The sequence below is a fragment of the uncultured Dechloromonas sp. genome (assembly GCF_945957265.1).
GTDB lineage: Bacteria > Pseudomonadota > Gammaproteobacteria > Burkholderiales > Rhodocyclaceae > Azonexus.
Genome location: NZ_CAMFKO010000021.1, coordinates 27,371 through 50,728 on the forward strand (window position 1 = coordinate 27,371; position 23,358 = coordinate 50,728).

The 23,358-nt window shown below is 61.2% G+C and carries 22 protein-coding genes and 1 pseudogene; 13 read left to right on the forward strand and 10 right to left on the reverse strand.

Annotated elements, in window-relative coordinates:
* Positions 1 to 56: 56 nt before the first annotated feature.
* Positions 57 to 1,610 carry a sensor domain-containing diguanylate cyclase gene (locus Q0P59_RS12145; protein ID WP_295006727.1) on the reverse strand — a complete coding sequence of 518 codons (1,554 nt, stop codon included), beginning with the start codon at positions 1,608 to 1,610 and terminating at the stop codon, positions 57 to 59.
* 91 nt (positions 1,611 to 1,701) lie between these two features.
* The gene (gene queG / locus Q0P59_RS12150) at positions 1,702 to 2,748 is read right to left on the reverse strand and encodes a tRNA epoxyqueuosine(34) reductase QueG (RefSeq protein WP_295006728.1); all 1,047 of its coding nucleotides are present in this window, start codon (positions 2,746 to 2,748) and stop codon (positions 1,702 to 1,704) included.
* Here queG and tsaE point away from each other — a divergent pair.
* Together tsaE and Q0P59_RS12160 are read left to right on the forward strand one after the other, a co-directional pair.
* On the forward strand, positions 2,743 to 3,237 hold the full coding sequence (tsaE, locus tag Q0P59_RS12155; RefSeq protein WP_295006729.1) for a tRNA (adenosine(37)-N6)-threonylcarbamoyltransferase complex ATPase subunit type 1 TsaE: 495 nt from the start codon (positions 2,743 to 2,745) through the stop codon (positions 3,235 to 3,237). The two genes, queG and tsaE, sit on opposite strands and share 6 nt — an antisense overlap.
* Positions 3,192 to 4,532, forward strand: coding sequence for an N-acetylmuramoyl-L-alanine amidase (locus Q0P59_RS12160; protein ID WP_295006730.1), 1,341 nt, complete (start codon positions 3,192 to 3,194; stop codon positions 4,530 to 4,532). The genes tsaE and Q0P59_RS12160 overlap by 46 nt, the downstream gene beginning before the upstream one ends.
* An 18-nt stretch (positions 4,533 to 4,550) precedes the next feature.
* On the opposite strand, the gene Q0P59_RS12165 is transcribed toward Q0P59_RS12160, so the two are convergent.
* On the reverse strand, positions 4,551 to 5,588 hold the full coding sequence (locus tag Q0P59_RS12165; protein ID WP_295006731.1) for a GGDEF domain-containing protein: 1,038 nt from the start codon (positions 5,586 to 5,588) through the stop codon (positions 4,551 to 4,553).
* A 163-nt stretch (positions 5,589 to 5,751) separates the two neighbouring features.
* Between Q0P59_RS12165 and Q0P59_RS12170 the strand changes: the two genes are divergently transcribed.
* From Q0P59_RS12170 to ispH, 5 genes are read left to right on the forward strand one after another with little or no spacing between them, the layout of a single operon-like run.
* Entirely contained in the window at positions 5,752 to 6,675 is a 924-nt protein-coding gene (locus tag Q0P59_RS12170; RefSeq protein ID WP_295006732.1) for a bifunctional riboflavin kinase/FAD synthetase, read from the forward strand.
* A gap of 9 nt (positions 6,676 to 6,684) precedes the next feature.
* Positions 6,685 to 9,471, forward strand: coding sequence for an isoleucine--tRNA ligase (gene ileS, locus Q0P59_RS12175; protein WP_295006733.1), 2,787 nt, complete (start codon positions 6,685 to 6,687; stop codon positions 9,469 to 9,471).
* A complete protein-coding gene (gene lspA / locus Q0P59_RS12180; RefSeq protein ID WP_295006734.1) occupies positions 9,464 to 9,943 on the forward strand; it encodes a signal peptidase II in 480 nt (159 codons plus the stop codon). Before ileS ends, lspA begins: the two co-directional genes overlap by 8 nt.
* Positions 9,940 to 10,371: an FKBP-type peptidyl-prolyl cis-trans isomerase gene (locus Q0P59_RS12185; RefSeq protein WP_295006735.1), complete on the forward strand. Its 432-nt coding sequence runs from the start codon at positions 9,940 to 9,942 to the stop codon at positions 10,369 to 10,371. Before lspA ends, Q0P59_RS12185 begins: the two co-directional genes overlap by 4 nt.
* Positions 10,371 to 11,297, forward strand: coding sequence for a 4-hydroxy-3-methylbut-2-enyl diphosphate reductase (gene ispH, locus Q0P59_RS12190; RefSeq protein ID WP_295006736.1), 927 nt, complete (start codon positions 10,371 to 10,373; stop codon positions 11,295 to 11,297). The genes Q0P59_RS12185 and ispH overlap by 1 nt, the downstream gene beginning before the upstream one ends.
* A 42-nt stretch (positions 11,298 to 11,339) precedes the next feature.
* Here the strand turns inward: ispH and Q0P59_RS12195 are convergent, their stop codons facing one another.
* From Q0P59_RS12195 to Q0P59_RS12220, 6 genes are read right to left on the reverse strand one after another with little or no spacing between them, the layout of a single operon-like run.
* Positions 11,340 to 11,741: a type IV pilin protein gene (locus Q0P59_RS12195; protein WP_295006737.1), complete on the reverse strand. Its 402-nt coding sequence runs from the start codon at positions 11,739 to 11,741 to the stop codon at positions 11,340 to 11,342.
* A gap of 2 nt (positions 11,742 to 11,743) precedes the next feature.
* Complete coding sequence (locus Q0P59_RS12200; RefSeq protein WP_295006738.1) at positions 11,744 to 15,133, reverse strand: PilC/PilY family type IV pilus protein; 3,390 nt, start codon at positions 15,131 to 15,133, stop codon at positions 11,744 to 11,746.
* Between the two features lie 39 nt (positions 15,134 to 15,172).
* Complete coding sequence (locus Q0P59_RS12205; protein ID WP_295006739.1) at positions 15,173 to 15,877, reverse strand: PilX N-terminal domain-containing pilus assembly protein; 705 nt, start codon at positions 15,875 to 15,877, stop codon at positions 15,173 to 15,175.
* Positions 15,874 to 17,058: a prepilin-type N-terminal cleavage/methylation domain-containing protein gene (locus Q0P59_RS12210; RefSeq protein ID WP_295006740.1), complete on the reverse strand. Its 1,185-nt coding sequence runs from the start codon at positions 17,056 to 17,058 to the stop codon at positions 15,874 to 15,876. The genes Q0P59_RS12205 and Q0P59_RS12210 overlap by 4 nt, the downstream gene beginning before the upstream one ends.
* A complete protein-coding gene (gene pilV, locus Q0P59_RS12215) occupies positions 17,055 to 17,504 on the reverse strand; it encodes a type IV pilus modification protein PilV (RefSeq protein WP_295006741.1) in 450 nt (149 codons plus the stop codon). Before pilV ends, Q0P59_RS12210 begins: the two co-directional genes overlap by 4 nt.
* Complete coding sequence (locus Q0P59_RS12220) at positions 17,501 to 18,100, reverse strand: GspH/FimT family pseudopilin (RefSeq protein WP_295006742.1); 600 nt, start codon at positions 18,098 to 18,100, stop codon at positions 17,501 to 17,503. The genes pilV and Q0P59_RS12220 overlap by 4 nt, the downstream gene beginning before the upstream one ends.
* A gap of 190 nt (positions 18,101 to 18,290) precedes the next feature.
* Here Q0P59_RS12220 and rpsT point away from each other — a divergent pair, with 190 nt between their 5' ends.
* Positions 18,291 to 18,560, forward strand: coding sequence for a 30S ribosomal protein S20 (gene rpsT, locus Q0P59_RS12225; protein WP_150429559.1), 270 nt, complete (start codon positions 18,291 to 18,293; stop codon positions 18,558 to 18,560).
* 89 nt (positions 18,561 to 18,649) lie between these two features.
* On the opposite strand, the gene Q0P59_RS12230 is transcribed toward rpsT, so the two are convergent.
* Positions 18,650 to 18,949, reverse strand: coding sequence for a DUF3579 domain-containing protein (locus Q0P59_RS12230; RefSeq protein WP_295006743.1), 300 nt, complete (start codon positions 18,947 to 18,949; stop codon positions 18,650 to 18,652).
* A gap of 247 nt (positions 18,950 to 19,196) precedes the next feature.
* Between Q0P59_RS12230 and Q0P59_RS12235 the strand changes: the two genes are divergently transcribed.
* From Q0P59_RS12235 to Q0P59_RS12255, 5 genes and pseudogenes are all read left to right on the forward strand, one after another.
* Positions 19,197 to 20,369: an aspartate aminotransferase family protein gene (locus tag Q0P59_RS12235; RefSeq protein WP_295006744.1), complete on the forward strand. Its 1,173-nt coding sequence runs from the start codon at positions 19,197 to 19,199 to the stop codon at positions 20,367 to 20,369.
* Complete coding sequence (argF, locus tag Q0P59_RS12240) at positions 20,369 to 21,292, forward strand: ornithine carbamoyltransferase (protein WP_223879609.1); 924 nt, start codon at positions 20,369 to 20,371, stop codon at positions 21,290 to 21,292. Before Q0P59_RS12235 ends, argF begins: the two co-directional genes overlap by 1 nt.
* 39 nt (positions 21,293 to 21,331) lie before the next feature.
* Positions 21,332 to 22,540 (forward strand): annotated as a pseudogene (locus Q0P59_RS12245) (argininosuccinate synthase); the annotation flags it as partial.
* Between the two features lie 246 nt (positions 22,541 to 22,786).
* Positions 22,787 to 23,008 (forward strand): DUF2788 domain-containing protein, encoded by a 222-nt coding sequence (locus Q0P59_RS12250; protein WP_295006745.1) that lies wholly within the window; start codon positions 22,787 to 22,789, stop codon positions 23,006 to 23,008.
* The gene (locus Q0P59_RS12255; protein ID WP_011288757.1) at positions 23,009 to 23,320 is read left to right on the forward strand and encodes a pyrimidine/purine nucleoside phosphorylase; all 312 of its coding nucleotides are present in this window, start codon (positions 23,009 to 23,011) and stop codon (positions 23,318 to 23,320) included. It abuts the gene before it with no gap.
* The last annotated feature ends 38 nt before the right edge of the window (positions 23,321 to 23,358 follow it).

The following is a 23,358-nucleotide window of genomic DNA, read 5'->3' on the forward strand; positions in this document are numbered from 1 at the left end:
CCCGGGTGGCCAGACCTGCACGGCGGCATGACCTGCAGCCTCTCACCCCGCCTCGTTCAGTCGCCGACAACCGCGACGGCGTTGCGTCCGCTGGCCTTGGCCCGGTACATGGCCTGATCGGCCGCCTTGCGCATGGCGTCGAGCGTTTGGCCCTGCGCCGGGTAGAGGGCTACGCCGATGCTGCAGGTCAGGCTCAGTTGCCCGGCGCTGGTGCTGGCCGGCGCCGAAACCGCGTGCCTCAGCTTTTGGCCGACGGCCAGGGCATCCTCGATGTTCAGCGTGTTGGCGAGCAGGACGACGAATTCGTCGCCACCATGGCGGGCGACGGTGTCGCAGGCACGAATTTCGTGGGTCATGCGCCGCGCCGCTTCGATCAGGACTTCGTCGCCCACCTCGTGACCGTGCAGGTCGTTGATTTCCTTGAAATGATCGAGGTCGATCAGGAGCAGGGCGAAGGCGTTGCCATTCCGGATGTGTTGCTGCACGGCCTGTTCGAAGCGGTCGCTGAACAGAAAACGGTTGGGCAGGCCGGTCAGCAGGTCGTGCGTTGCCAGGTAGGCCGAGCGCTCGTGTTCGCGTTCGCCGCGTTCCAGCGTCTTGAGATGACGCAGGATCAGCGCCGGAACGGTGACCAGCGCGCAGGCGAGCAGCGCGAAGATGATGATCGTTTCGCCGCTCAGCAGTTCGCGCCAGCGCAGCTGTTGCTCGAAGCGCATGAGCGTCGGCTGCGATGCGTTGTCGATGTTCAGCTGCCGGCTGAGACGGGGGAGAAACATGCGGTCCGGCCATTCCGATGCTTCGGCGGGCAGGGCGAACAAGATGCTGGGCGCGTGGTTGGCGGAAAGCAGCGAGGCCGAGTAGTCGATGGCAGGCTGTCCGGTGCTTGGCGGGCTGCCCGGGAGCAGCGACTCCGCCTTGATCAGCAGCAAGGCGGTCATGGTGTTGCCGAAGATGTTCAGTCCGCGCCCGGTGTCGTGCCGTTCGCTGCGATCGACTTCGCGGAGCAGGATGTAGGCCTTGCCGCCCTCGTACATCTGGAATAGCGGGGAAGCCACGGGGCGGGTGCTCTTTTGCGCGAGGGCCAGCGAATGCGCCAGGTAGTCCACGGTTTCGAGACGCACGCCGTAGATGCTCTCGGCTTCCGGCAGGGCCGGGTACATGAAGAGAACGGGCCAGGTGTATTTCTGCGTGCTCGGGCCGGCCAGCGTGCGCTGGGTGAGCCAGGGAAAATCCTTGATCGTGAAGCCCGGCAGCCATTCCCGGCGCAGGGTGGCCTGCAGTTCGGCCTGTTCCGAAAGCGGAACCTGGCGCGCCACTTCAAGCATGTAGATATGCGGATAGGCCGCGGTGACCGACGCGGCATAGCGTGTCGCCGATGCAATATCGTTGCGTTCCACCGCCTGGAGAAATGCGGCGAAGCCGGCGAGCACGGCTTCGTTCATATCCAGCTTGTTCCTGACCTCGCCGGCCAGGTGCTGCGCCTGGATGTCGAAATCCCGTTCGCGCCGCCCGATTTCGGCGGCAAGCAGGAGATGGGCGGCAAAGGCGACGACCCCGAGCCAGAGGCCCATCGTGGCGATCAGGGTATGGCGATGATGGAAGGAAAGCATGAAAGTCGTATCCGGTTGACCGGATGATTCACTGCTTCCTTGAAACTGTAAATATCACCAAAGTGATAAAATCGTATGATGCGTGATTTTGTCAGGCGCCGAGTCGTCGGAGCGCCCAGGCGACATGCTCCCGGACGAGGGGCGATGCGTGATCGCGCAAAGCGCGCAGCGCGTCGATGGCGTCGGCCGTTGCCGGTCCGTTGCCCAGCGCGACGGCGATATTGCGCAGCCAGCGCAGGTGCCCGATGCGCCGTATGGGGTTGCCGGCCAGGCGGTCGTTGAACTGTTGCTCCGTCCATCGCGACAGCTGGATCAGGCTGGCCGAATCCAGCCCGTGACGGGGGGTAAACTCGCGGTCGCCGATCTGCGCGAAGCGGTTCCAGGGGCAGCACAGCTGGCAGTCGTCGCAGCCATAGATGCGGTTGCCCATCAGCGGCCGGAGTTCTTCCGGGATCGGGCCATCCAGCTCGATGCTCAGGTAGGAGATGCAGCGGCGGGCATCCACCTTGTAGGGGGCGACGATGGCACCGGTCGGGCAGGCATCGATGCAGGCGGTGCATGTTCCGCAGTGGGCTTCGACCGGCGCATCCGGCGGCAGGGGAAGGTCCGTGTAGATTTCGCCGAGGAAGCGCCAGGAGCCTTGCTGGGAGAGCAGGAGCGTGTGTTTGCCACGCCAGCCGAGGCCTGCCTGGCGGGCGAACTCGACTTCCATGACCGGGGCCGAGTCGGAAAAGACGCGATAGCCGAACGGCCCGGCCAGGGCGCCGACCTGGTCGGCGAGTTTCTGCAGGCGGCCGCGGATGACCTTGTGGTAGTCGCGGCCCTGCGCATAGCGGGAGATGGCCGCCTGTTCCGGCCGGTCGACGATGTCGGTGTGGGGCAGGTAGTCGAGCGCGGTGCTGATGACGGTAACGGTTCCCGGTTGCAGGAGGTCGGGGTGGGCGCGCAATTCGGCATGGCGGGCCATATAATCCATTTCGCCATGGCAGCCCTCGGCCAGCCAGGCGCGCAGCCCGGCCACCGCGGCGCCGGGGTCGGCCCTGGCCACGCCGATGGCTGCAAAGCCCAGTTGTTGTCCGGCCTCGCGGATTTTTTCCTTGAGCGCCGCGTAATCCACCGTGGAGTCCTGATCGTGCATAGTCCTGATGTTACCGCTGTTTTCGAATTGCCCGACGAGGCGGCCACCCAGGCTGTCGGCGAAAGACTGGCTCCCGCGCTGCAAGCCGGCATGGTGGTTTTCCTCGAAGGCGACCTGGGGGCCGGCAAGACGACCTTGTCGCGGGCCCTGATTCGGGCCCTTGGCCATGCCGGTCCGGTCAAAAGTCCGACCTATTCCCTGGTTGAAGTTTACGTAATTTCGAGCTTATACTTATATCACTTTGATTTTTATCGTTTCGAGTCACCCGAGGAGTTTCTCGATGCGGGCTTTGATGAATACTTTAATGACACTGCGCTGTGCCTGGTCGAATGGCCGGAGCGCGCTCAAGGCTGCCTTCCGCCGGCAGACCTGCGGTTGCGCCTTTATCATGCAGGTGTCGGGCGTGTCCTCGAAGCCGTGGCGGATTCACCGAAAGGGCAGGCATGTCTAGACGCGCTCATCCCAGCCATGGGCGCCGCCAGCTCCTGAAATATGCCGGCGCCTCGCTGCTCGTCTCCGTGACGCCGCTGGCCGGCGCCGCAGCGAAGCTGCCGTCGGTGCTGGCCGTGCGCATCTGGCCGGCCGCCGACTACACCCGCGTCACGCTGGAACACGACGCGCCGCTCAAGTTCACGCATTTCACGGTCGAGAACCCGGATCGCCTGGTGGTCGATATCGAGGGCGTCGAATTCAACAGCGTCCTGGATAGCCTGGCGCGCAAGGTGGCGACCGACGATCCCAACATCAAGCTGTTGCGTGCCGGCCGTTTCAAGCCGGGTGTCGTTCGCCTGGTCATGGAGTTGAAGGGCAAGGTCAATCCGCAGGTGTTCACGCTGGCGCCGGTGGGCGAGTACGGCCATCGCCTGGTGCTCGACGTCTATCCGCTCAATCCGCCGGACCCGATGATGGCGCTGCTCGAAGGCCGCAAGGAAGCGGTCGAGCCGCTCAAGGGCGGGCAGGATTTCCAGATCGCCGAGGCACGGCCCGACGAGGCGGCGGGCAGGAAGCCCGACAAGCCCCCGGTCGAGGCGCCCGAGGTGCAGACCGGCAAGAAGTCCGGCAAGCCGATTGTCGATCGCCTGGTGACCATCATGCTCGACCCCGGGCATGGCGGCGAGGACCCCGGCGCCATCGGCCGGGCGGGAACCTATGAAAAGAATGTGACGCTCGAAGTCGCCCGTCGCCTGAAGGCGCGCATCGATGCCGAGCCGAACATGCGCGCCGTGCTGACCCGCGATTCCGACTTCTTCGTGCCCTTGCAGATGCGCGTCCAGAAGGCGCGCCGCGTCCATGCCGACCTCTTCCTGTCGATCCATGCCGATGCCTGGATCAAGCCGGACGCCCGCGGTTCGTCGGTCTTCGTGCTGTCCGAGAAGGGGGCTTCGAGCACGCAGGCCCGTCTCCTGGCGCAAAAGGAAAACGATGCCGACCTGATCGGCGGCGTCAATCTCGGCAACAAGGATCTTTTCCTGGCGCGCACGCTGCTCGACCTGTCGCAGACGGCCACCATCAACGACAGTCTCAAGTTGGGCAGGTACCTGCTGGGCGAGCTGGGTTCGATCAACACCCTGCACAAGGCCAATGTCGAACAGGCCGGGTTTGCCGTGCTCAAGGCGCCCGATATTCCGTCGGCCCTGATCGAAACGGCCTTCATCTCCAACCCGGAGGAAGAGTCGCGTCTGAATGACGATGCCTATCAGGAGAAGCTGGCGGGCGCTATCGTGCGCGGCATTCGCCAGTATTTCATCAAGCATCCGCCCGGACCGAAAGCCAAGCTGGCGTAGCCTGGCCGGCGCCCGGGCCTAGAACAGCTCGACCTCGCCCTTGGCGATTTCCTTGGCGGAAAGGTCGCCGCTGGCAACCAGCTGTTCGTAGCCGGCCACCTGGTTGCGGCCATTGCGCTTGGCGAAATAAAGGGCTTCGTCGGCGCGGTCGATGGCGTCGGTCGGCGTGTCGTGCGCTTGCAGCGCGCTGAATCCGATGCTGACCGTGATCTTGCCGACACGGCTGAACGACTGTCCTTCGACGCTGCTCCGGAAGCGCTGCAGCGTCGCCATCGCGTCCTGCTCGGTCATCGGCTGCAGCAGCGCGACGAATTCCTCGCCGCCGAAGCGGAAGAGCTGGTCGTCGAAACGGAAGGACTGGCGCATGACCTGCGCCAGCATGATCAGCACCTCGTCGCCGATCAGGTGCCCGAAAGTGTCGTTGACGTGCTTGAAATGGTCGATGTCGCAGACCGCAAGCCAGTGCGGGTTGCTGTCGGAGCCATGGCGACGGCTTTCCTGGGAGCCGTTTTGCGGATCGACGGATGCCTTGCCGAGGAGCTCGAAGAGGTGTTTGTCGAAGGTCTTGCGATTGGCGAGCCCGGTCAGCGTGTCGGTTTCGCCGTAATCGAGCAGGCCGATGTGGTTGCCGAAATACTCGACCAGCCCCATCAGCGTCACGCGTTCGTCGGCCGAGAAGTTGTCGGAGAGAATCAGGTCGATGAGGTAGATCGGCTCGTTGTGATCCATGATTGGGAACACGACGCGATGGGAGCCGTCGGCGAGGCAGTCGAGCACGGCCGATTTTTCCTTGCGGCAGCGGGCGAGGATGGGGTCGCGCTCAAGCGGCTGGCAGAATTTCTTGTCCGGCACGTAGGCGTTGCGCAGCAGTTTCCCGTCCGGACCGTGGCTGGCGCAGGCAAAGACCATGGGCTTGCGGGTGCCGGGGTAGCAGCGATAAATGGTCAGCTGCTGCGGACGGAACAGGGCCCTGAGCGCGTCCACCATCGACGAGTTGATCTCCGTGCGATCCCGGCGCGACGAAATCTGGATGACATGGCTGATCAATTCAAGCATGACGGGCTGTCGGAAAACCGAATAGTTCAATTTGCCAATTATAGCGAAACGCTGCGTGTTGATTGTGCGAGCTGCGCAGGCGGCGTCCGGGGCGACGCAGTCCGGGGTGCCCCGATGGGGCTGCAAACCGTTATAATTCAACGTTTTTCCTGCCAAGTAATCCATGCGCGTCTTTCGCGGCCATTCACGCCCTGTTCCTGCTCCCGTTGTGCTCGCCATCGGCAATTTCGACGGCGTCCACCTGGGGCACGGCGCCCTGGTCGGCCGCCTGGCGGACTATGCGCGCGAGCATCGGCTGGTGCCGATGGTGCTCACCTTCGAGCCGCACCCCCGGGAGTTTTTCGCGCCGGGCTCGGCGCCGGCCCGTTTGAGCACGCTGCGCGAGAAGCTGGAGTTGCTGGCTGAATGCGGTGCCAGCCAGGCCATGGTGTGCCCGTTCAACGCCCGCTTCGCCGCGCTGTCGGCCGAGGAATTCGTCGCGCAGGTGCTGGTCCAGGGATGCCAGGTCAGGCATCTGATCATCGGCGACGACTTCCGCTTCGGTCGCGGCCGCAGCGGCGACTATGCCTACCTGCAGCAGGCCGGCGCCCGCTACGGCTTTAGCGTCGAAGCCATGGGCAGCGTCACGCTCGATGGCGAACGGGTGTCCAGTTCCGGCGTGCGGCGCGCGCTGGCAGCTGGCAACATGGAGCACGCCGCCCGCCTGCTCGGGCGTCCCTACATCATGGATGGCCAGGTATTGCACGGCCAGAAGCTGGGCCGGCAGCTCGGTTTCGCCACGGCCAACCTGCGCATCAAGCACAACCCCTTGCCGATGGCCGGCGTGTTTGCCGTCGAGGTCAGCGGCCTGGGCGACCAGCCGCTGCCCGGCGTCGCCAATCTCGGCGTCCGCCCGACCGTCGGCGGCACGACCCGGCCGCTGCTGGAAGTCCATCTGTTCGATTTCGACCGCGATATCTATGGCGCGCACATCTCGGTGCGTTTCGTGCATAAGTTGCGCGATGAACAACGTTTTCCCAATTTCGACGCCCTCAAGGCGCAGATCGCGGCCGACGCCGCGGCGGCGCGGGCCTTCTTCAAGCTGTGAGCACGCACAATGGCTGACTACAAAGACACGCTGAATCTCCCCGATACCCCGTTTCCGATGCGCGGCGACCTGCCCAAGCGCGAGCCGCAATGGGTCGCCCAGTGGCAGCAGAAAAAGCTCTACCAGCGCATCCGCGAGATCTGCGCCGGCCGCCCGCGCTTCGTGCTGCACGACGGCCCACCCTATGCCAACGGTGACATCCACATCGGCCACGCGGTCAACAAGGTGCTCAAGGACATCATCGTCCGCTCGAAAACGCTCTCCGGCTTCGATGCACCCTACGTGCCGGGCTGGGACTGCCATGGCCTGCCCATCGAACACCAGATCGAAAAGCTGCACGGCAAGAACATCCCGGCCGACCAGGTGCGCGAGCTGTGCCGCAGCTATGCCGCCGAACAGGTCGAACGCCAGAAGAAGGACTTCATCCGCCTCGGCGTGCTGGGCGAGTGGGACAACCCCTACCTGACCATGAATTTCAAGGCGGAAGCCGACGAAATCCGCGCCCTCGGCAAGATCATGGAGCAGGGCTACCTGTACCAGGGCCTGAAGCCGGTGAACTGGTGCCTGGACTGCGGTTCGGCGCTGGCCGAGGCCGAGGTCGAGTACGAGGACAAGAATTCCCCGGCCATCGACGTCGCCTTCGAGGTCCATGAAAATCACGCCGCCAAGCTGGCTGCCGCTTTTGGGCTGACCCACTTGCGCGGTCCGGCCTTCGCCGTGATCTGGACGACGACGCCGTGGACGCTGCCGGCCAACGAGGCGGTCAGCGTGCATCCGGAACTGACTTACGACCTGATCGAGACGGAAAAGGGCGGGCTGATCCTGGTTCGCGAACTGGCCGAGGCGGCGCTCAAGCGCTACGGCCTGGATGGCACGGTGGTCGGCTCCTGCCAGGGCGAGGCGCTCGACCAGATGCTGCTCAGGCACCCGTTCCAGAATCGCGACGTCGCCATCATCTGCGGCAGGCACGTGACGACCGAGGCCGGTACCGGCCTGGTGCATACCGCGCCGGCCCACGGTGTCGACGACTACAACATCGGCAAGCAGTATGGCCTGCCGGTGACCAACCCGGTGGCCAACGACGGTCGCTTCGTGTCGACCATGCCGGCCCTGTCGGTCGGCGAACTGGCTGGCAAGACGGTGTGGGAAGCCAACCCGCTGGTGCTCGCCGAGCTGGAGGCCAAGGGTCGCCTGCTCAAGCAGGAACGCATCCAGCACAGCTATCCGCACTGCTGGCGCCACAAGACGCCGATCATCTTCCGCGCCACGACGCAGTGGTTCATCGGCATGGAAAACCGCAAGGACGAAAGCGCGCCGACCCTGCGCTGGATCGCCGAGCGCGCCGTCGATGAAACCCAGTTCTTCCCGGCCTGGGGGCGTGCCCGCCTGGAGGGCATGATGAAGACCCGCCCGGACTGGTGCGTGTCGCGCCAGCGCAACTGGGGCGTGCCGATTCCCTTCTTCCTGCACCGGGAAACCGGCCAGCCGCACCCGCGCACGGCCGAGTTGATCGAACTGGTCGCGCAGCGCGTCGAGAAGGCCGGCATCGAAGCCTGGTTCAGCCTCGATGCCGCCGAACTGCTCGGCGCCGAGGCCGGGCAGTACGTCAAGATGAAGGATACGCTCGACGTCTGGTTCGACTCCGGTACGACGCACTGGCATGTGCTGCGCGGTTCGCATGCGGCGGTGTCGACGCATCCGGCCGATCTCTATCTCGAAGGCTCGGACCAGCATCGCGGCTGGTTCCAGTCCTCGCTGCTCTCCGGCTGCGCCATCGACGGCCGCGCCCCGTACAAGGCGCTGCTGACGCACGGCTTCGTCGTCGACGGCAAGGGCCACAAGATGTCCAAGTCCAAGGGCAACGTCATCGCGCCGCAGCAGGTTTCGGACAAGATGGGCGCCGACATCCTGCGTTTGTGGACGGCTTCGACCGACTATTCCGGCGAATTGAGCATTTCCGACGAAATCCTCAAGCGCGTCGTCGAAGGCTATCGCCGCATCCGCAACACCCTGCGCTTCCTGCTCGCCAACGTTTCCGACTTCGATGCAGCTGCCGACATGCTGCCGGTCGAGCAGTGGCTGGAAATCGACCGTTACGCGCTGGCTCTGACCCGCGAACTGCAGGACAGCTGCCGCGCCGACTACAACAAGTACGAGTTCCACCGCGTCGTCCAGGCACTGCAGACCTTCTGTTCCGAAGACCTCGGCGGTTTCTACCTCGACATCCTGAAGGACCGCCTGTACACCACGGCGCCGAAGTCGGTCGCCCGGCGTTCGGCGCAGTCCGCCTTATGGCACGTCACCCAGGCTTTCGTCCGCCTGCTGGCGCCGATCACTTCCTTCACCGCCGAAGAAGTCTGGGCCGTGCTGACCGGCAAGGCAGACGATTCGATCATGTTCCAGCGCTGGCATGAGCTGCCCGTAGTGGCTGGCGAAGGCGAACTGCTCGCCAAGTGGAGCCTGATCCGCGCCGCCCGTGCCGACGTGACCAAGGCACTGGAAGCCCAGCGCGAAGCCGGCAAGATTGGCTCCGCGCTGCAGGCCGCCGTCGCTGTCCATTGCGCCGGCGAGAAGTTCGAGGCCCTGGCCTCGCTCGGCGACGACCTGAAGTTCGTCTTCATCGTGTCGGCGGCCAGCGCCGTTCGTGACGATGCCGAGCAGGTCCTGGCCACGCCGCTGGAACACGCCAAGTGCGAGCGCTGCTGGCATGTGCGCGACGATGCCGGGCATCCGGGCCTGTGCGGCCGCTGTGTCAGCAACCTGCACGGCGAGGGCGAGGCGCGCGCCTGTGCCTAGAACGGCGAATGGATGGTACGGGCTGGCCGCGATCGTCATCGTTCTCGACCAGCTCAGCAAGTGGGTGGTGCTCAATCATGTCCAGTACGGTGAAGCCATCTATGTGGCCCCGTTCTGGAACTGGGTGCTGACCTTCAATCCGGGTGCCGCCTTCAGCTTCCTGGCCGACCAGCCGGGCTGGCAGCGCTGGTTCTTCAGCGTCCTGGCGCTGGGCGTTTCCGGCTGGATCGCGCTGGAACTCCGGCGCCATCCGGAGCAGAAACTGATGGCGCTGGCCCTGACGCTGGTCATGGGCGGGGCCCTGGGCAACGTCATCGACCGCATGCGTTTCGGTGCCGTCGTCGATTTCATCCAGTGGCATGTCGCCGGTTACTACTGGCCGGCCTTCAACGTTGCCGATTCCGCGATCACGCTGGGCGCAGTCCTCATGGTCTGGGCTTCGCTGTTCGTCAAAGAAAGAGATTTCCGATGAGTAATGTCGTTCGTTCAGACAGCTATCTGACCCTCCACTACCGCATTACCGCCCAGGATGGCGAGGAGTTCCTGTCCACCTTCGACATGAGCCCGGCGACCCTGCAGATGGGCAGCGGGCAGTTGGCCGAAAATCTCGAAAGGGTCCTGATCGGCCTGCCGGCCATGGAGCACTTCGTATTCGAACTGCCCCCGGACGAGGCCTTCGGGCAACACAACGCCCGCCTGGTCGAGCGCATCGCGCGTAACGGCCTGCCGCCGGAAATGGAACTCAAGGAAAATTCCGTCGTCGAATTCACCGCGCCGAACGGCGGCACCTTTGCCGGCTTCCTGCGCGAACTGGACGCCACCCACGCGCTCTTCGACTTCAATCACCCGATGGCCGGCAAGACGATACGCTTCGAGGTGAAAATCATCGGAATCATGTAATGGAAATCATCCTCGCCAATCCCCGCGGCTTCTGCGCCGGTGTCGAACGCGCCATCGCCATCGTCGAACGCGCCCTCGAGAAGTTCGGCGCGCCGATCTATGTCCGCCACGAAGTGGTGCATAACAAGTTCGTCTGCGACGACCTGCGCGCCAAGGGGGCGGTCTTCATCGAGGAACTGGACGAAGTGCCGCCGGGCAGCACGGTCATCTTCAGCGCCCATGGCGTCTCCAAGGCCGTTCGTGCCGATGCCGACGCGCGCGGCCTGAAGGTCTTCGACGCCACCTGCCCGCTGGTCACCAAGGTCCATGTCGAAGTCGGCAAGATGCGCAACCAGATCCGCGAAGTCGTCATGATCGGCCACAAGGGCCACCCCGAGGTCGAGGGGACCATGGGGCAGAGCGAGGGCGGGATGTATCTGGTCGAGACAGCGGATGATGTCCAGAGACTGGTCGTGCAGCATCCGGACTCATTGTCTTTCGTGACGCAAACAACCCTGTCGGTCGACGATGCGACGCTGGTCATCGACGCATTGAGAACCCGTTTCCCGGATATCCAGGGGCCGAAGAAGGACGATATCTGCTACGCCACCCAGAACCGGCAGGATGCGGTGAAGGTGCTGGCTGAACAATGCGATCTGGTCATCGTCGTCGGCAGTCCGAACAGTTCGAATTCACGTCGTTTGAAAGAGGTCGCGCAGACTCGTGGCGTAGATGCCTATCTTGTCGATGGGCATCGCGAGATCGATGTTAACTGGCTCGATGGTAAATCGCGGATCGGCGTCACGGCGGGGGCTTCCGCACCCGAGGTGCTCATCGAGCAGGTGATCGAGCATTTGCGCAAACTGACCGATGCACAGGTGAAAAATCTGCAGGGGATCGAGGAAGCGGTTTCGTTCCCCGTCCCCAAAGAGCTATCCAGCGTATAAGCCAAATTCAATGGGGGCCTCGTGGCCCCCATTTGCTGCAACTTACCGCCAACATTCCGGGCGAACGGCCGGATCGGGTGCTCGTAACCCGGTCTGGTCGATGCTCAGTGTTCCGCAGACATCGTTTGCTTGGGCACCTTGTGGGACTACCTGTAGCGTGTAAGTGGTGGCCGTTGGCACGACGGCGAAGTTGGCTTGGTAGAACTGCGTAACCTCTGCTTGGCAGGCCGGCAGAACGGCATTCAGATATGACATGTTCGTCGTGTAATAGCGTTCCATGAATTGCGACAGGCCCATCATGCATCCGGCAGCTGCCGCCCGGCGAGTACGCTGGATGGACTGTTGGTAGCTGGGGTAGGCGATCGCCGCGATGATGGCGATGATGGCCATCACCACCATCAATTCGATCAGCGTGAAGCCGGATGTCTTTTGTTTTCGTTTCATGCTTAGTCCCTTACGATTTCACGCCACGAGATGCGTTTGGTCTTTTTGGCGCCGGTGTTGATCTTCGTGCCCGCGGTTTTTCCGGTCATGCCGCCGGCTACCAGCCAGTTGCCAATGACCTTGCCTTTGGACAGGCCACCAATACCAAGGTCGACCGAGCCGATGTTGATGCCGTTCAACTGGTCATTGGCAAAGCTGTTGTTGTTGTCGATATCGTAGAAGCCGACTGTCAGGCGACCGCCGGTGAATGGGCTCAGCGCGGATAAATAGCCCTTGCCGCCCGGTTTGCACGGATCGTTGACCGGAATGATGGAACTGAAAATCAATGTGGGTTCGGCAAGCACGTAGACTTCCGCGGATGTAGTCACCCGCTCGCCCTCAGCCACTCCGGCAGCCGTTTTGAGGTCCAGATACCAACCGGATTTTCCGGCCATGTCTCCGGAGACTGCGGCGGAGAAGGTTCGTACGTTCTTTGTGTCGACAATGTTGCCATTGACCACCACGTTGAAGACGCCATTGTCGATCACGCTGCGCTGGGTAAGCTGGCTACGGGAGCTTACCTGGGTATTCGTGTCGATCAGGCCATACATCGTTTGTATCTGGGTATCCGTCGAATCGCTGGAGCGAAAGTAGGATCCCGTGCCAAAGAAGAGGAAGAGTTTTCCAAAGTTCGCATCGCCGGCAACGTTATCCATCACGGGCGTAAGGCTGGTCGTGATCGGTTGTACCGTTCCCGAACTGTCCTTGGCTATGAATAGCGGTTGCGGCGTCGTTCCCGATTTGAAGGAAAAGTCCCAGGTTGCCGTGTTGGCGCTTGAGACATCTATCTTCCAGACATTGCCTTTCAGGTCGCCACCGTAAATATAGTCGATATCACCATCCGAATCGGCATCCAGCAGGCCGGGGGTACCCATTCCGTTATCAGTGCCGACAAGGGTGTCGAATTTCTTGATCAGTGCGCCGCTGGCCAGGTCAAAAACGTAGAGAACCGCCTTGCCACTGGTGCTGTTGTAGCCATTGCCAACAATCGCCACCATCGATCCGTTGTTCATCTTGGCGATCACCGGCGTGCCCAGCATGTAGCCGAGATCATTGTCAGCGGTATTAAAATACTCCCACAGGACATCGCTGGTGCCAAAAGCTGTCGGGTTGGTGACATCCAGTGCAAACAGGCCTTTCCCACCACGGCCAAGCAAAGAAACCAGGTAGTTTCGATTGTTGGTCTGGACCTTGGACGAGACGGCGATATCGCCATCGACGTAATAGGTGTGGCTGTAGGTGGGGGACGAGAGGTTGGCGAGCGTCGGAATGACCGTGCTGGGAATATAGGCAAACAACTCGACACCCGTATTGGCGTTGAATCCGTGCAGCATGCCGTCGTTGGCACCGATATAGATGGTATCGCTGTCCAGAACGTACGCCGGAGTCGAGTCGACAATGTCGCCGAGGATGGACTGGCGGTTGCGGAGCGAGCCGCCGTTCTGTTGCTCCTTTGTACGTGTGCCGCGAATGTAGTCGACGATATCCGAACTGACCATCGATGTCTTATCGCTTGCAGACAGATTGGACCATTGGAAGGTGACGGTACTGCCACCCGAGCGGGTGAGGATGGTTCGCGATGTCGGTGTCGGGATCAGCGAGGAGGCCGACCACGATGGAGTCGCGGCAACGCCGGTCGACGTGATGGCAATGGCCTCAAGTTCTCCTGACCATTTGCTGGTGTCGAATTTCGCGTTGAAAATCTTGGTGTTTGTCGAAATCTGGGTGCTGTTGGCCGCAATCGACGAAGCTGAACCGGAGCGCTGCGAGATGTTGTTCAGCGTTGAGGTAAGGGCATTTGCAAACTGCTGCGGATTTTGTGCCGAGAAATAGCCGCCGCGACCGTTGACGGCGGCATGCAGCAGGTCATCGGCCAGGGTCTGGTTGTTCGTGGTCGGATTGAGCCAGTTGTTCGTGGTTTGAGTCGCAACGTTTGCAAATGCAGTAGTCGGGCTGATCGTACCCGAAACACCGAGGCCGACGCCGAAAGTGACCATATGTTGCCAGAATGCCGGGTCCGATGAGTTGGGGGGGACTTCATTTGCCAATCCGGTTCGGAGGTCGGTTTTCCAGTAATACATCGCGACATCGGCGAGCGTCCCGGCATAGTTGTCTCGGAAAGGGGTATTCTCAATGGCGTTGGGGTTGTAGGTGTAGCTCGGATTGTTTGGGCCGGTAATTGTCTGGCCTGCCGTATTGTCCGCATTGCCTGCGGCGCCGCCGGCCGATTGGGCTCCGTTGCCGTTCCAGTAGCCATCGGTCATCAGGATCGAATAACTTTGTCGGCAGGTCAGTTCGGTGCCGCCGCCAGCGACACCCGGCGTGTTGCTCCAAGGACCTAGCGCATCGGTGCGGCTGTAGTATTGGCCGACATCGTCCAAGGCTTGGCGCAATGGCGTGCCTTGCTGAGGGATTGTTCGCCCGTAAAGGTCGGTAAAAAACTGAGTTCTGGCTGCTCCGGTGAATTTACGCACTCCGGAAACAACGGTTCGAGTCAGTACGCCGTCTATTGGGACAGTGCCTGCGGGCTTGTTGATGGCTGCGAAGCCGGCTCGGATATTGGTTCCCTGGTTGGCGAAGGCGCGTCCAATACCTCCTCGAGCTGTCAGGACGCGAGAGCGGTGATAGCTATACCAGTTGGCGAAATTCTGAATTTCTTCGCCATAATCGCATCGGTTCGCTAGGTTTTTACAGTCTGTTCTGGTTGCAGCTTTGGCGTAGGTGGAAGCGGCTCCGGTTACCTGCACGGTCGTGTAACTGGCTGCAGAGGTGATGCTGCCACCGTTGTAGATGAAATAGGTTGCCGGGTAGTAGGTACGGGACTGGGTTGTATATGAGCCGTTGTCGTTCATCCAGGTTGCATTTTCCGTCAGGTTGACCGTCAGATTCCTGAATCCTGCGCCTTGTATCGCAGGATTGTGGTACGCCTGCAGCGGATTGGCATTGGCCCATAGTGTTCCGTCGTAGTTACTCCAAGGTAGATAGGTGATTGTCGGGTCGTAATATAGTTTGTTGACCGCCGATGAACGCAGCATGCGAGTCCAGCGGTTCGCTGCGTTGGTGTCTACGGTGACATTGTTGTATATCGAACCTCCGTAAATCTGCGTTGTCGTGGGATAGATATAGTTGATCGGATTGGCGACCCCGTTGATGTCTTCCGGCATGTAGTCCCATTGCATGGAGCCAGAGTCATCCAAGATCATCATGATGTTCGGCTCGGCGGAGTTGATCGCTTGGAGCGGGATGCTGGGAATGGTGATCGCGGCTTCGGCGATGGACGCATTCAGGAGGGCAAGCGCCGCGAACAGGGCTATGGGGCGTAGGCGATAGTCTGGGGTGGATTTCCGGGTCATGATGAAATCTCCGTAAGTCAGCGGGAGGAGAGTCTTTATTTAGTTCGGTTGAACGGACAGGATGGACTGCAGGACGACCGCTGCTCGGTCTCGAATCGCAACGCGGGCGGTTACCCGATAACGATAGAAGTTGCACCACTGGAAGCCAGATGTCGGAGGGAAGGTGGCTGCGCAGGGGTCTGCAATATCGGGGTCGGGGTATCGCTGGTTGCAGGCCATGTCGAAGGTCTGTGCACCAGGAACGCACGTGATATCGGTCGGACGGAGAATCTCGATGAAATACTGCGGTGTCCCGGAAAGCGTGTTGCCGGACGCGCTCATCACGGCGGCAACGGTGTTGTAGTTTGTCCAGCCGTTAAACGTTGCATTCGTCCAGCGTGGAGCGCAATCCGGATCGGGCGTTGTGCATAGTCCGTTGGCGCAGTTGTTGATTGAAGGGTCGTTGTTGGGGCATGCATTCCCGTCGGCAATATACTGGGCCGCAGGGAAGGCGGCATTCAAATTCAGGGCTTGAACGCGAGCCTGTGCCTCGCCTTCTCGTAAGGCAGCTTCGGCAAACTGGTATGCCAGGCTTCTGTCGTTGCTGTGAGAGACCATTTTTTCCTGCTGGCTGACGGTTTTGACGCTGGACAGGCCTAGCAGCGTGACCACGACAAGAAGAATCAGCGCAATCGCGAGTACAGCACCTTTTTGGCGATGAATGGGGGCGTGAGTCATATTTTCAGGAGCCAGGAAGGTTTTCATTGGGCAGCATCCCGATTGCGGAGGAATATCGTTTCGCTCAGGTTGGTGGCGAGTCGCTGGGCTGCATTGGCGTTGTTGACGCCACTGGCCTCGCGGCTTTGCAAATCGAGACTGATGCGGATTGCAACCACTTCATTGGCGTTGTTCGGTTTCGGTGTCTGCGATGAAACAGACCAGTCAATCCCCGCTACGGCTGTCTGTGCCACGACGGCGGTCGTGGTGTTGCGCGTTATATAGGTGATTTGCAGGCCCTGGCACGCGCGGTTCTCTGGTAGCAATACGCCACCTTGAATGCAGATGTTGTCTATGATTTCGTCGTTTTGGATCGAGCCGGGCGTTCCGTTCATCGATACGCGATACAGGGAACTGTTCCCTCTGCCGTTGTTTCCGACATACCAGAATGCGGCCGTCAGGCGGGACAGGACGCCACCGCTGCCATAGGTCTTGGCGGTGCCGGCGCAGGGGGTTGCCGGCAGGGAGCCTAGTCCTGGTGAACAATTTCCCGGAGCTCCGCCCGCTGCCGCATGGGTGATCACGTTGCCGGCAACCCCGGAGGCCTGGAATATGGCGGTTACCGGTGGTGCCGGTGTTGCCGCGACAAAGATCGGGTTGTCGCATGCCATCAAGATGTCGCCAACGGCAAAGCCGTGGGTGTTGGCGTTGAGTGTGAATTGAAATGTTGCCGGGTTGTGGCTGCGGATAGTTGTGCCTTCGAGCGAGTCACCGCTCAGTAGCAGGATCGCATCGGTATTGGCAACAATGTTTGCATTGGGATTCAGGCCGGCATTCGCACCGGCATTGGGCTGTATCAGCGCCAGCGCAGGTGCGTTTCTGGCGGGAACGCCATAGCCCAACGGTGCGGCGCCATTTTCGTATCCAATGACGGTGCCGGCTGCCCAGTTCGCCCACCAAAGGTTGGCAGGGTTATTCAGTACATTCACAATCATCGGGGTGCCGCAAGGATTGCCGCCAGCGCTACGGATATCGCGTGCCATCAATTCAAATGCGGAGCGTGCGTTTTCCTGCATGCGCGACAGATTTTCCGTGGTCCGGAATGCCTGACGGTTGGTTATCACGATGTTGACTGCCACGCCGGTGAGGAATAGTCCCAATGCCATAGCAATCATCAGTTCGACAAGGCTGAAGCCCTTGGCGCCGAGAATGGAAGCAGTTGATTTCATATCTGCGATCTGGTTACAAAGGTTTCGTTTGCATTGCCGCCGGCGCGGCTATCGTCCCATTGGATCTGGATGGTACATATGCCGCCGGCCACGCAGGCGATGGAGCCGCAGGAATTGGCATTGGTGCCGAGACGATTCTGGATGGAGCCAATCCAGATGCTGATCGTGTCATTGACCAGATTGCCGTTAAGGGCAGGGGCTGCACAAGTCTGTCCAATGTTGTAATTGCCGAGGGTAGCGCCTTGGCGGTCGGCGCGCAGGGCGTCGAGAATGGAATAGCTTAACAAGACAGCTTGCGAACGTTGGAGGCCGCTATGGTTCTGTTGAAGGGTGCGCGCCTGAAGGCCGGCCAGGCCAAGCAGGCCTAGCGACAGCACGAGTACGGCGACCAAGACCTCAAGGAGCCCGGAGCCGGTTTGGTGATGCGTATTGGTAATGTTTTTCATGGTGGAGTCGGGCAGCCTATGGGGATACCAGGGTTTTGCGGCTGAGTCATGATGACCTGGCCACTTCCGTTGATCTGCAGGCGGCGGGCGCGATTGTTGTCGGATAGGGCGCTTGACGTAGAGCAAACCTCTATGTTTCCGGCTTGGATGGCACCCGCAAGCGTCCGGCTTTGACCGTCAGATGAAAAGGATATAAACCGCGGTAGCGCCGCAGAACCCTGAATCACGATATTGTTCGCGGTAGCGCTACTGACGTGCAAAATGTCTGCGGGCGTTGCGACGATACCGGTTCGCGCGGCGTCACGAAAAATAATCCACCCTTGATTCCAATTGCCCGCATTGGTGCACTGGGCTCCGTTCGCAGAAATGCAAATGGTGACACGCTGGCCTCGGCGTATGGCTTCCGAACGGGTTTGTGCGAATGCTGACAACAGTTCGTTGGTCGCGTTGGTAACGCGGGTTGAGGCCAGAAGTCCTTCGAAACTTGGAATCCCGATGGCAAGCAGGATTGCAAGCACAGCGAGCGTAATCAGCAGTTCGATCATCGTGAGGCCTGTTTGCCTCAGTCTGTGTGCAATGTGGGTGGTGCAGGTCATGCCTTCTCCTCATGATTCAGCGTTAGTTTAGGCGATGCAGGGCGACAGGCGATTATCACGTGGCAAACGGTAATGTCGGGGGGATGAGCGGTATGGGGCGTGGTTTGTTCCGAAATGTTGCTCGGGGGCTTCCCTAGGCGGGTAGGTGTCTGCTAGAATTGCGGTTTAGTGTTTTTTCTGGACTCTATTCATGGCCAATAGCGCACAAGCCCGCAAGCGCGCCCGTCAAGCTGACAAGCAGCGCTCCCACAACGCCAGCCTGCGTTCGACCCTGCGTACCGCGATCAAGCGCGTGCGTCAGGCGATCGAAGCTGGTGACAAAGCCGCCGCACAAGGCGTCTTCCAGCAGTCCGTCGCAGTGCTCGACCGCATTGCCGACAAGAAGATTGTTCACAAGAACAAGGCTTCCCGTACCAAGAGCCGTCTGTCTGCTCAGATCAAGGCGCTTGCTGCTGCCTGATTTCTGTAGATCGACCGAATAAAAATGGCGCCTGCGGGCGCCTTTTTTATTTTCTGTTTTTGTGTATCTGTCGGTCTGGTCTGTATTGCTTATTTCTTGTCGTCGATCGAGCAGACGCCGTCGACGATCTGCAGGTCGTTGTCCTGGGCGAAGTTGAGCATGAAGCGGTAGGCCATCGGTTCGAGTTCGCCGAGGCGACCATCGACGAAGACGGCTTTTTCGCCGTTGTAGTCGCCGGGGCCGACGTAGGGGGAATATTTCATCTTGCGTTCGGCGCCGAAGGCGGACATGACGCCACATAGGCGCTCGGCCCAGTCACTGGGGCGGAACTTTCGTCCTTCCTTGGTCAGGCCAACAATGATGAATGTGGTCGATTCTGGATTTGTCATTGTTTTACTCTGCGTTTGCGGGCGATACGACCTTGCGTGGGCGCATTCTAGCAGAACCGCTTGGCCTTTCCATAATTACGGTGCCGTCAGGGCTTCTGCGATCGGCTGCGGTGGCCGGCGCTGTTCTATACACGGCCTTGTTTTTCTCATAAAATTCAGCTTTCTGCTGCCCGGCAGGCTGGTTCCGCTCGTGGTGGTGGTCGTTTCGGCGGCATTTGCCGCCGTTTTCGTTTTCTGAGGTTGCCTCATGTCGCATGTCATGAATACCTATGCCCGTTTGCCGGTGACTTTCAGTCATGGCCAAGGGTGCCGGATTACCGATACCGAGGGCAGGGAGTACCTGGATGCCCTGTCGGGCATTGCTGTCTCGACGCTGGGCCACGCTCATCCGCGGCTGGTCGCGGCGATTTCGGCACAGGCCGGCCGCATGCTGCACACCTCCAATTTGTACCGCATTCGCGAGCAGGAGCAACTGGCCGACAAGCTGTGCGCGCTGTCCGGGATGAGCGAGGTGTTTTTCAGCAATTCGGGGGCCGAAGCCAACGAAGCGGCAATCAAGCTCGCCCGCTTTTACGGGCACAAGAAGCAAATCGAGTTGCCCACCATCATCGTCATGGAAAAGGCATTCCATGGCCGGACCATGGCAACCCTTTCGGCAACCGGCAATCGCAAGGCGCAAGCCGGTTTCGAGCCGCTGGTGACCGGCTTCGTCCGGGTTCCCTATGGCGATCTCGAGGCTATTCAACAGGTCGTCGAGCACCACCACAATGTGGTTGCCGTGATGCTTGAGGTCATTCAGGGCGAGGGCGGTATCCATCTGGCCGATCCGGATTTCTACCAAGGGGTTCGGGAATTTTGCGATGCGCGCGGCCTGCTGATGATCTGCGACGAGGTCCAGTGCGGCATGGGGCGCACCGGCAGCTGGTTCGGCTACCAGCAGGTCGGTATCCAGCCGGATATCGCGACGCTGGCCAAGGGGCTCGGTTCAGGCGTGCCGATCGGCGCCTGCCTGGTTGGCGGCAAGGCGGCCGGCCTGTTCGGGCCGGGCAACCATGGGTCGACCTTTGGCGGCAATCCGCTGGTTGCCACGGCGGCCTTGACCACCATCGAGGTCATCGAACAGGAAGGCTTGCTGGCCAACGCCGCCCATATTGGCGACCTGATCCGCCAGCTGTTTGCCGACGCCCTGGCGGGCACCCGCGGGGTGGTCGATATTCGCGGGCATGGCCTGATGATCGGCATCGAACTGGATCGTCCGTGTGGTGAACTGGTGGGGCGCGGCCTGGCTGCCGGCTTGTTGATCAACGTCACGGCGGATAGCGTTGTCCGCTTCCTGCCGCCGCTGATTTTCAGCGAGGCCGATGCACGCGAGCTGGTGGAGCGTACCGCGCCACTGATCAAGGAATTTCTGGCTGCTTAATCATGGCAATCAAACACTTTCTGCAATTCAAGGATTTCTCCCGCAGCGAACTCGACTACGTGTTCGAACGCACGGCGTGGATCAAGAACCAGTTCAAGTCCTACCAGAAATATTGGCCGCTTGAGGACCGTACGCTGGTCATGATCTTCGAGAAGGCGAGCACGCGGACGCGTCTGTCCTTCGAGGCCGGCATGCATCAACTGGGCGGCGCGGCGATCTACCTGAATACCCGCGACTCCCAATTGGGGCGCGGCGAGCCGGTCGAGGACGCGGCACAGGTGATCTCGCGGATGAGCGACATCGTGATGATCCGCACCTTCGAGCAGGAGATCATCGAGCGTTTCGCCGCCAATTCGCGCGTGCCGGTGATCAACGGCCTGACCAACGAATATCATCCGTGCCAGATCCTGGCCGACATCTACACCTATATCGAGCATCGCGGCAGCATCCAGGGCAAGACCGTCGCCTGGGTGGGGGATGCCAACAACATGTGCAACACCTGGCTGCAGGCTGCCGAGGTGCTGGATTTCAAGGTCCATGTGTCGACGCCGCCGGGTTATGAGCTGCAGCCGGACCTCATCGCCGGCGTGACCGCCGCGCACTACGAGATCTTTGCCGATCCGATGGATGCCTGCCGTGGCGCCGACCTGGTCAATACCGATGTATGGACCTCGATGGGTTTCGAAGCCGAGAACGAGGTGCGCCTCAAGGCATTCGCCGACTGGTGCGTGGACGGCGACATGATGCGCGTGGCCGATCCGCAGGCCCTGTTCATGCACTGCCTGCCGGCGCATCGCGGCGAGGAGGTCACCGCCGAGGTGATCGACGGCCCGCAGTCGGTGGTCTGGGACGAGGCGGAAAACCGCTTGCATGTGCAAAAAGCACTGATGGAGTATTTGCTGCTGGGCCGCATTCAGGGCTAGGCGGTTGGATCAAATCAAAATCGAAACAAGGGAACGCAAATGAGCGACATCAAGAAGGTTGTGCTGGCCTATTCGGGCGGTCTGGATACCTCGGTCATCCTCAAGTGGCTGCAGGATGTGTACAAGTGCGAAGTCGTCACCTTCACGGCCGACCTCGGCCAGGGCGAGGAACTCGAGCCGGCACGCGCCAAGGCCCTGAAGGCCGGCATCAAGCCGAAGAACATCTACATCGACGATGTCCGCGAGGAGTTCGTCCGCGATTTCGTCTTCCCGATGTTCCGCGCCAACACCGTCTATGAAGGCGAATACCTGCTCGGCACCTCGATTGCACGCCCGCTGATCGCCAAGCGCCTGATCGAGATCGTCAACGAAACCGGCGCCGACGCCATCTGCCATGGCGCGACCGGCAAAGGCAACGACCAGGTCCGTTTCGAACTCGGCGCCTACGCATTGAAGCCGGGCATCAAGGTCATTGCCCCGTGGCGCGAGTGGGACCTGATGTCCCGCGAAAAGCTGATGGCCTATGCCGAGAAGCACGGCATCGAAATCGACATGAAGCACAAGAAGGGCGGCTCGCCGTATTCGATGGACGCCAACCTGCTGCACATCTCCTACGAAGGCCGCCACCTGGAAGATCCGGCGGCGGAAGCCGAGGAGTCGATGTGGCGGTGGACCGTGTCGCCGGAAAAGGCGCCGAACAAGGCCGAGTACCTCGACCTCGAATTCGCCCAGGGTGACGTCGTCGCCATCAACGGCAAGAAGATGAAGGCCCACGAAGTGCTCGGCACGCTGAACGAAATCGGCGGCAAGCACGGCATCGGCCGCCTCGACCTGGTCGAGAACCGCTACGTCGGCATGAAGTCGCGCGGCTGCTACGAAACCCCGGGCGGAACGATCCTGCTGCGCGCCCACCGCGCCATCGAGTCGATCACCCTGGACCGCGAAGTCGCCCACCTCAAGGACGACCTGATGCCGCGCTACGCCAGCCTGGTGTACAACGGCTACTGGTGGAGCCCGGAACGCAAGGCGCTGCAGGTGCTGATCGACCACACCCAGCAGACCGTCAACGGTACCGTCCGCCTCAAGCTGTACAAGGGCAACGTCATCGTTGTCGGCCGCGACTCGAAGACCGACTCGCTGTTCGACTCGACCATCGCCACCTTCGAGGACGACGCCGGTGCCTACGACCAGCGTGATGCCGGCGGTTTCATCAAGCTGAACGCCCTGCGCATGCGCATCGCCGCCAACCTGACGGCGAAGAAGTCCGGCAAGCCGGCCGCGGCCAAGAAGGCAGCCGCCAAGGCAGTCGCCGCCAAGCCGGCAGCCAAGGCAGCAGCAAAGCCGGTGGCCAAGGCCGCGCCGAAAGCTGTAGTCAAGCCGGTTGCCGCCAAGGCCGTGGTCAAGAAGGCCGTTGCCGCACCGGTAGCCAAGAAGGCTGCCGCGCCGGCCAAGGCCGTCGCCAAGAAGCCGGCGGCGAAGAAGAAGGGCTAAGCGATGGACGGCACCGTATTCGGGTTCAACGAAGAGCAGATCGCGGATTTCTTCTCGACCTGGGGCGTCGGCGCCTTCATCCTTTTCATGCTGTTCATCATCGGCGAGATCGCCTGGAAGTCCAAGGCCGGCAAGACGGGCACCTTCGTGCTCTTCTTCGTGCTGGCCTTCGGCATGGTCGGTTTCATCGCCAAATCAGTCATTCAGAAACTCTGGGGTATTTAAATGTCGCAATACGACAACGTTTCGGTGGTCAAGAAGGCCAATGTTTATTTCGACGGCAAGTGCGTCAGCCACACCGTGGTGCTGGCCGACGGCACCAAGAAGACGGTCGGCGTGATCCTGCCGTCCAGCCTGACCTTCAATACCGGCGCGCCGGAAATCATGGAAGGCGTCGGCGGTTCGTGCCGTGTCAAGCTCAAGGGCGAAAGCGAGTGGAAGACCTACGGCGACGGCCAGTCCTTCAACGTGCCGGGCAACTCCAGCTTCGAGATCGCCTGCGACGAGCCTTACCACTACGTTTGCCACTTCGGCTAAGCGGCCGTTGAGCCAACCAGCCCGGCCGCCGTGCCGGG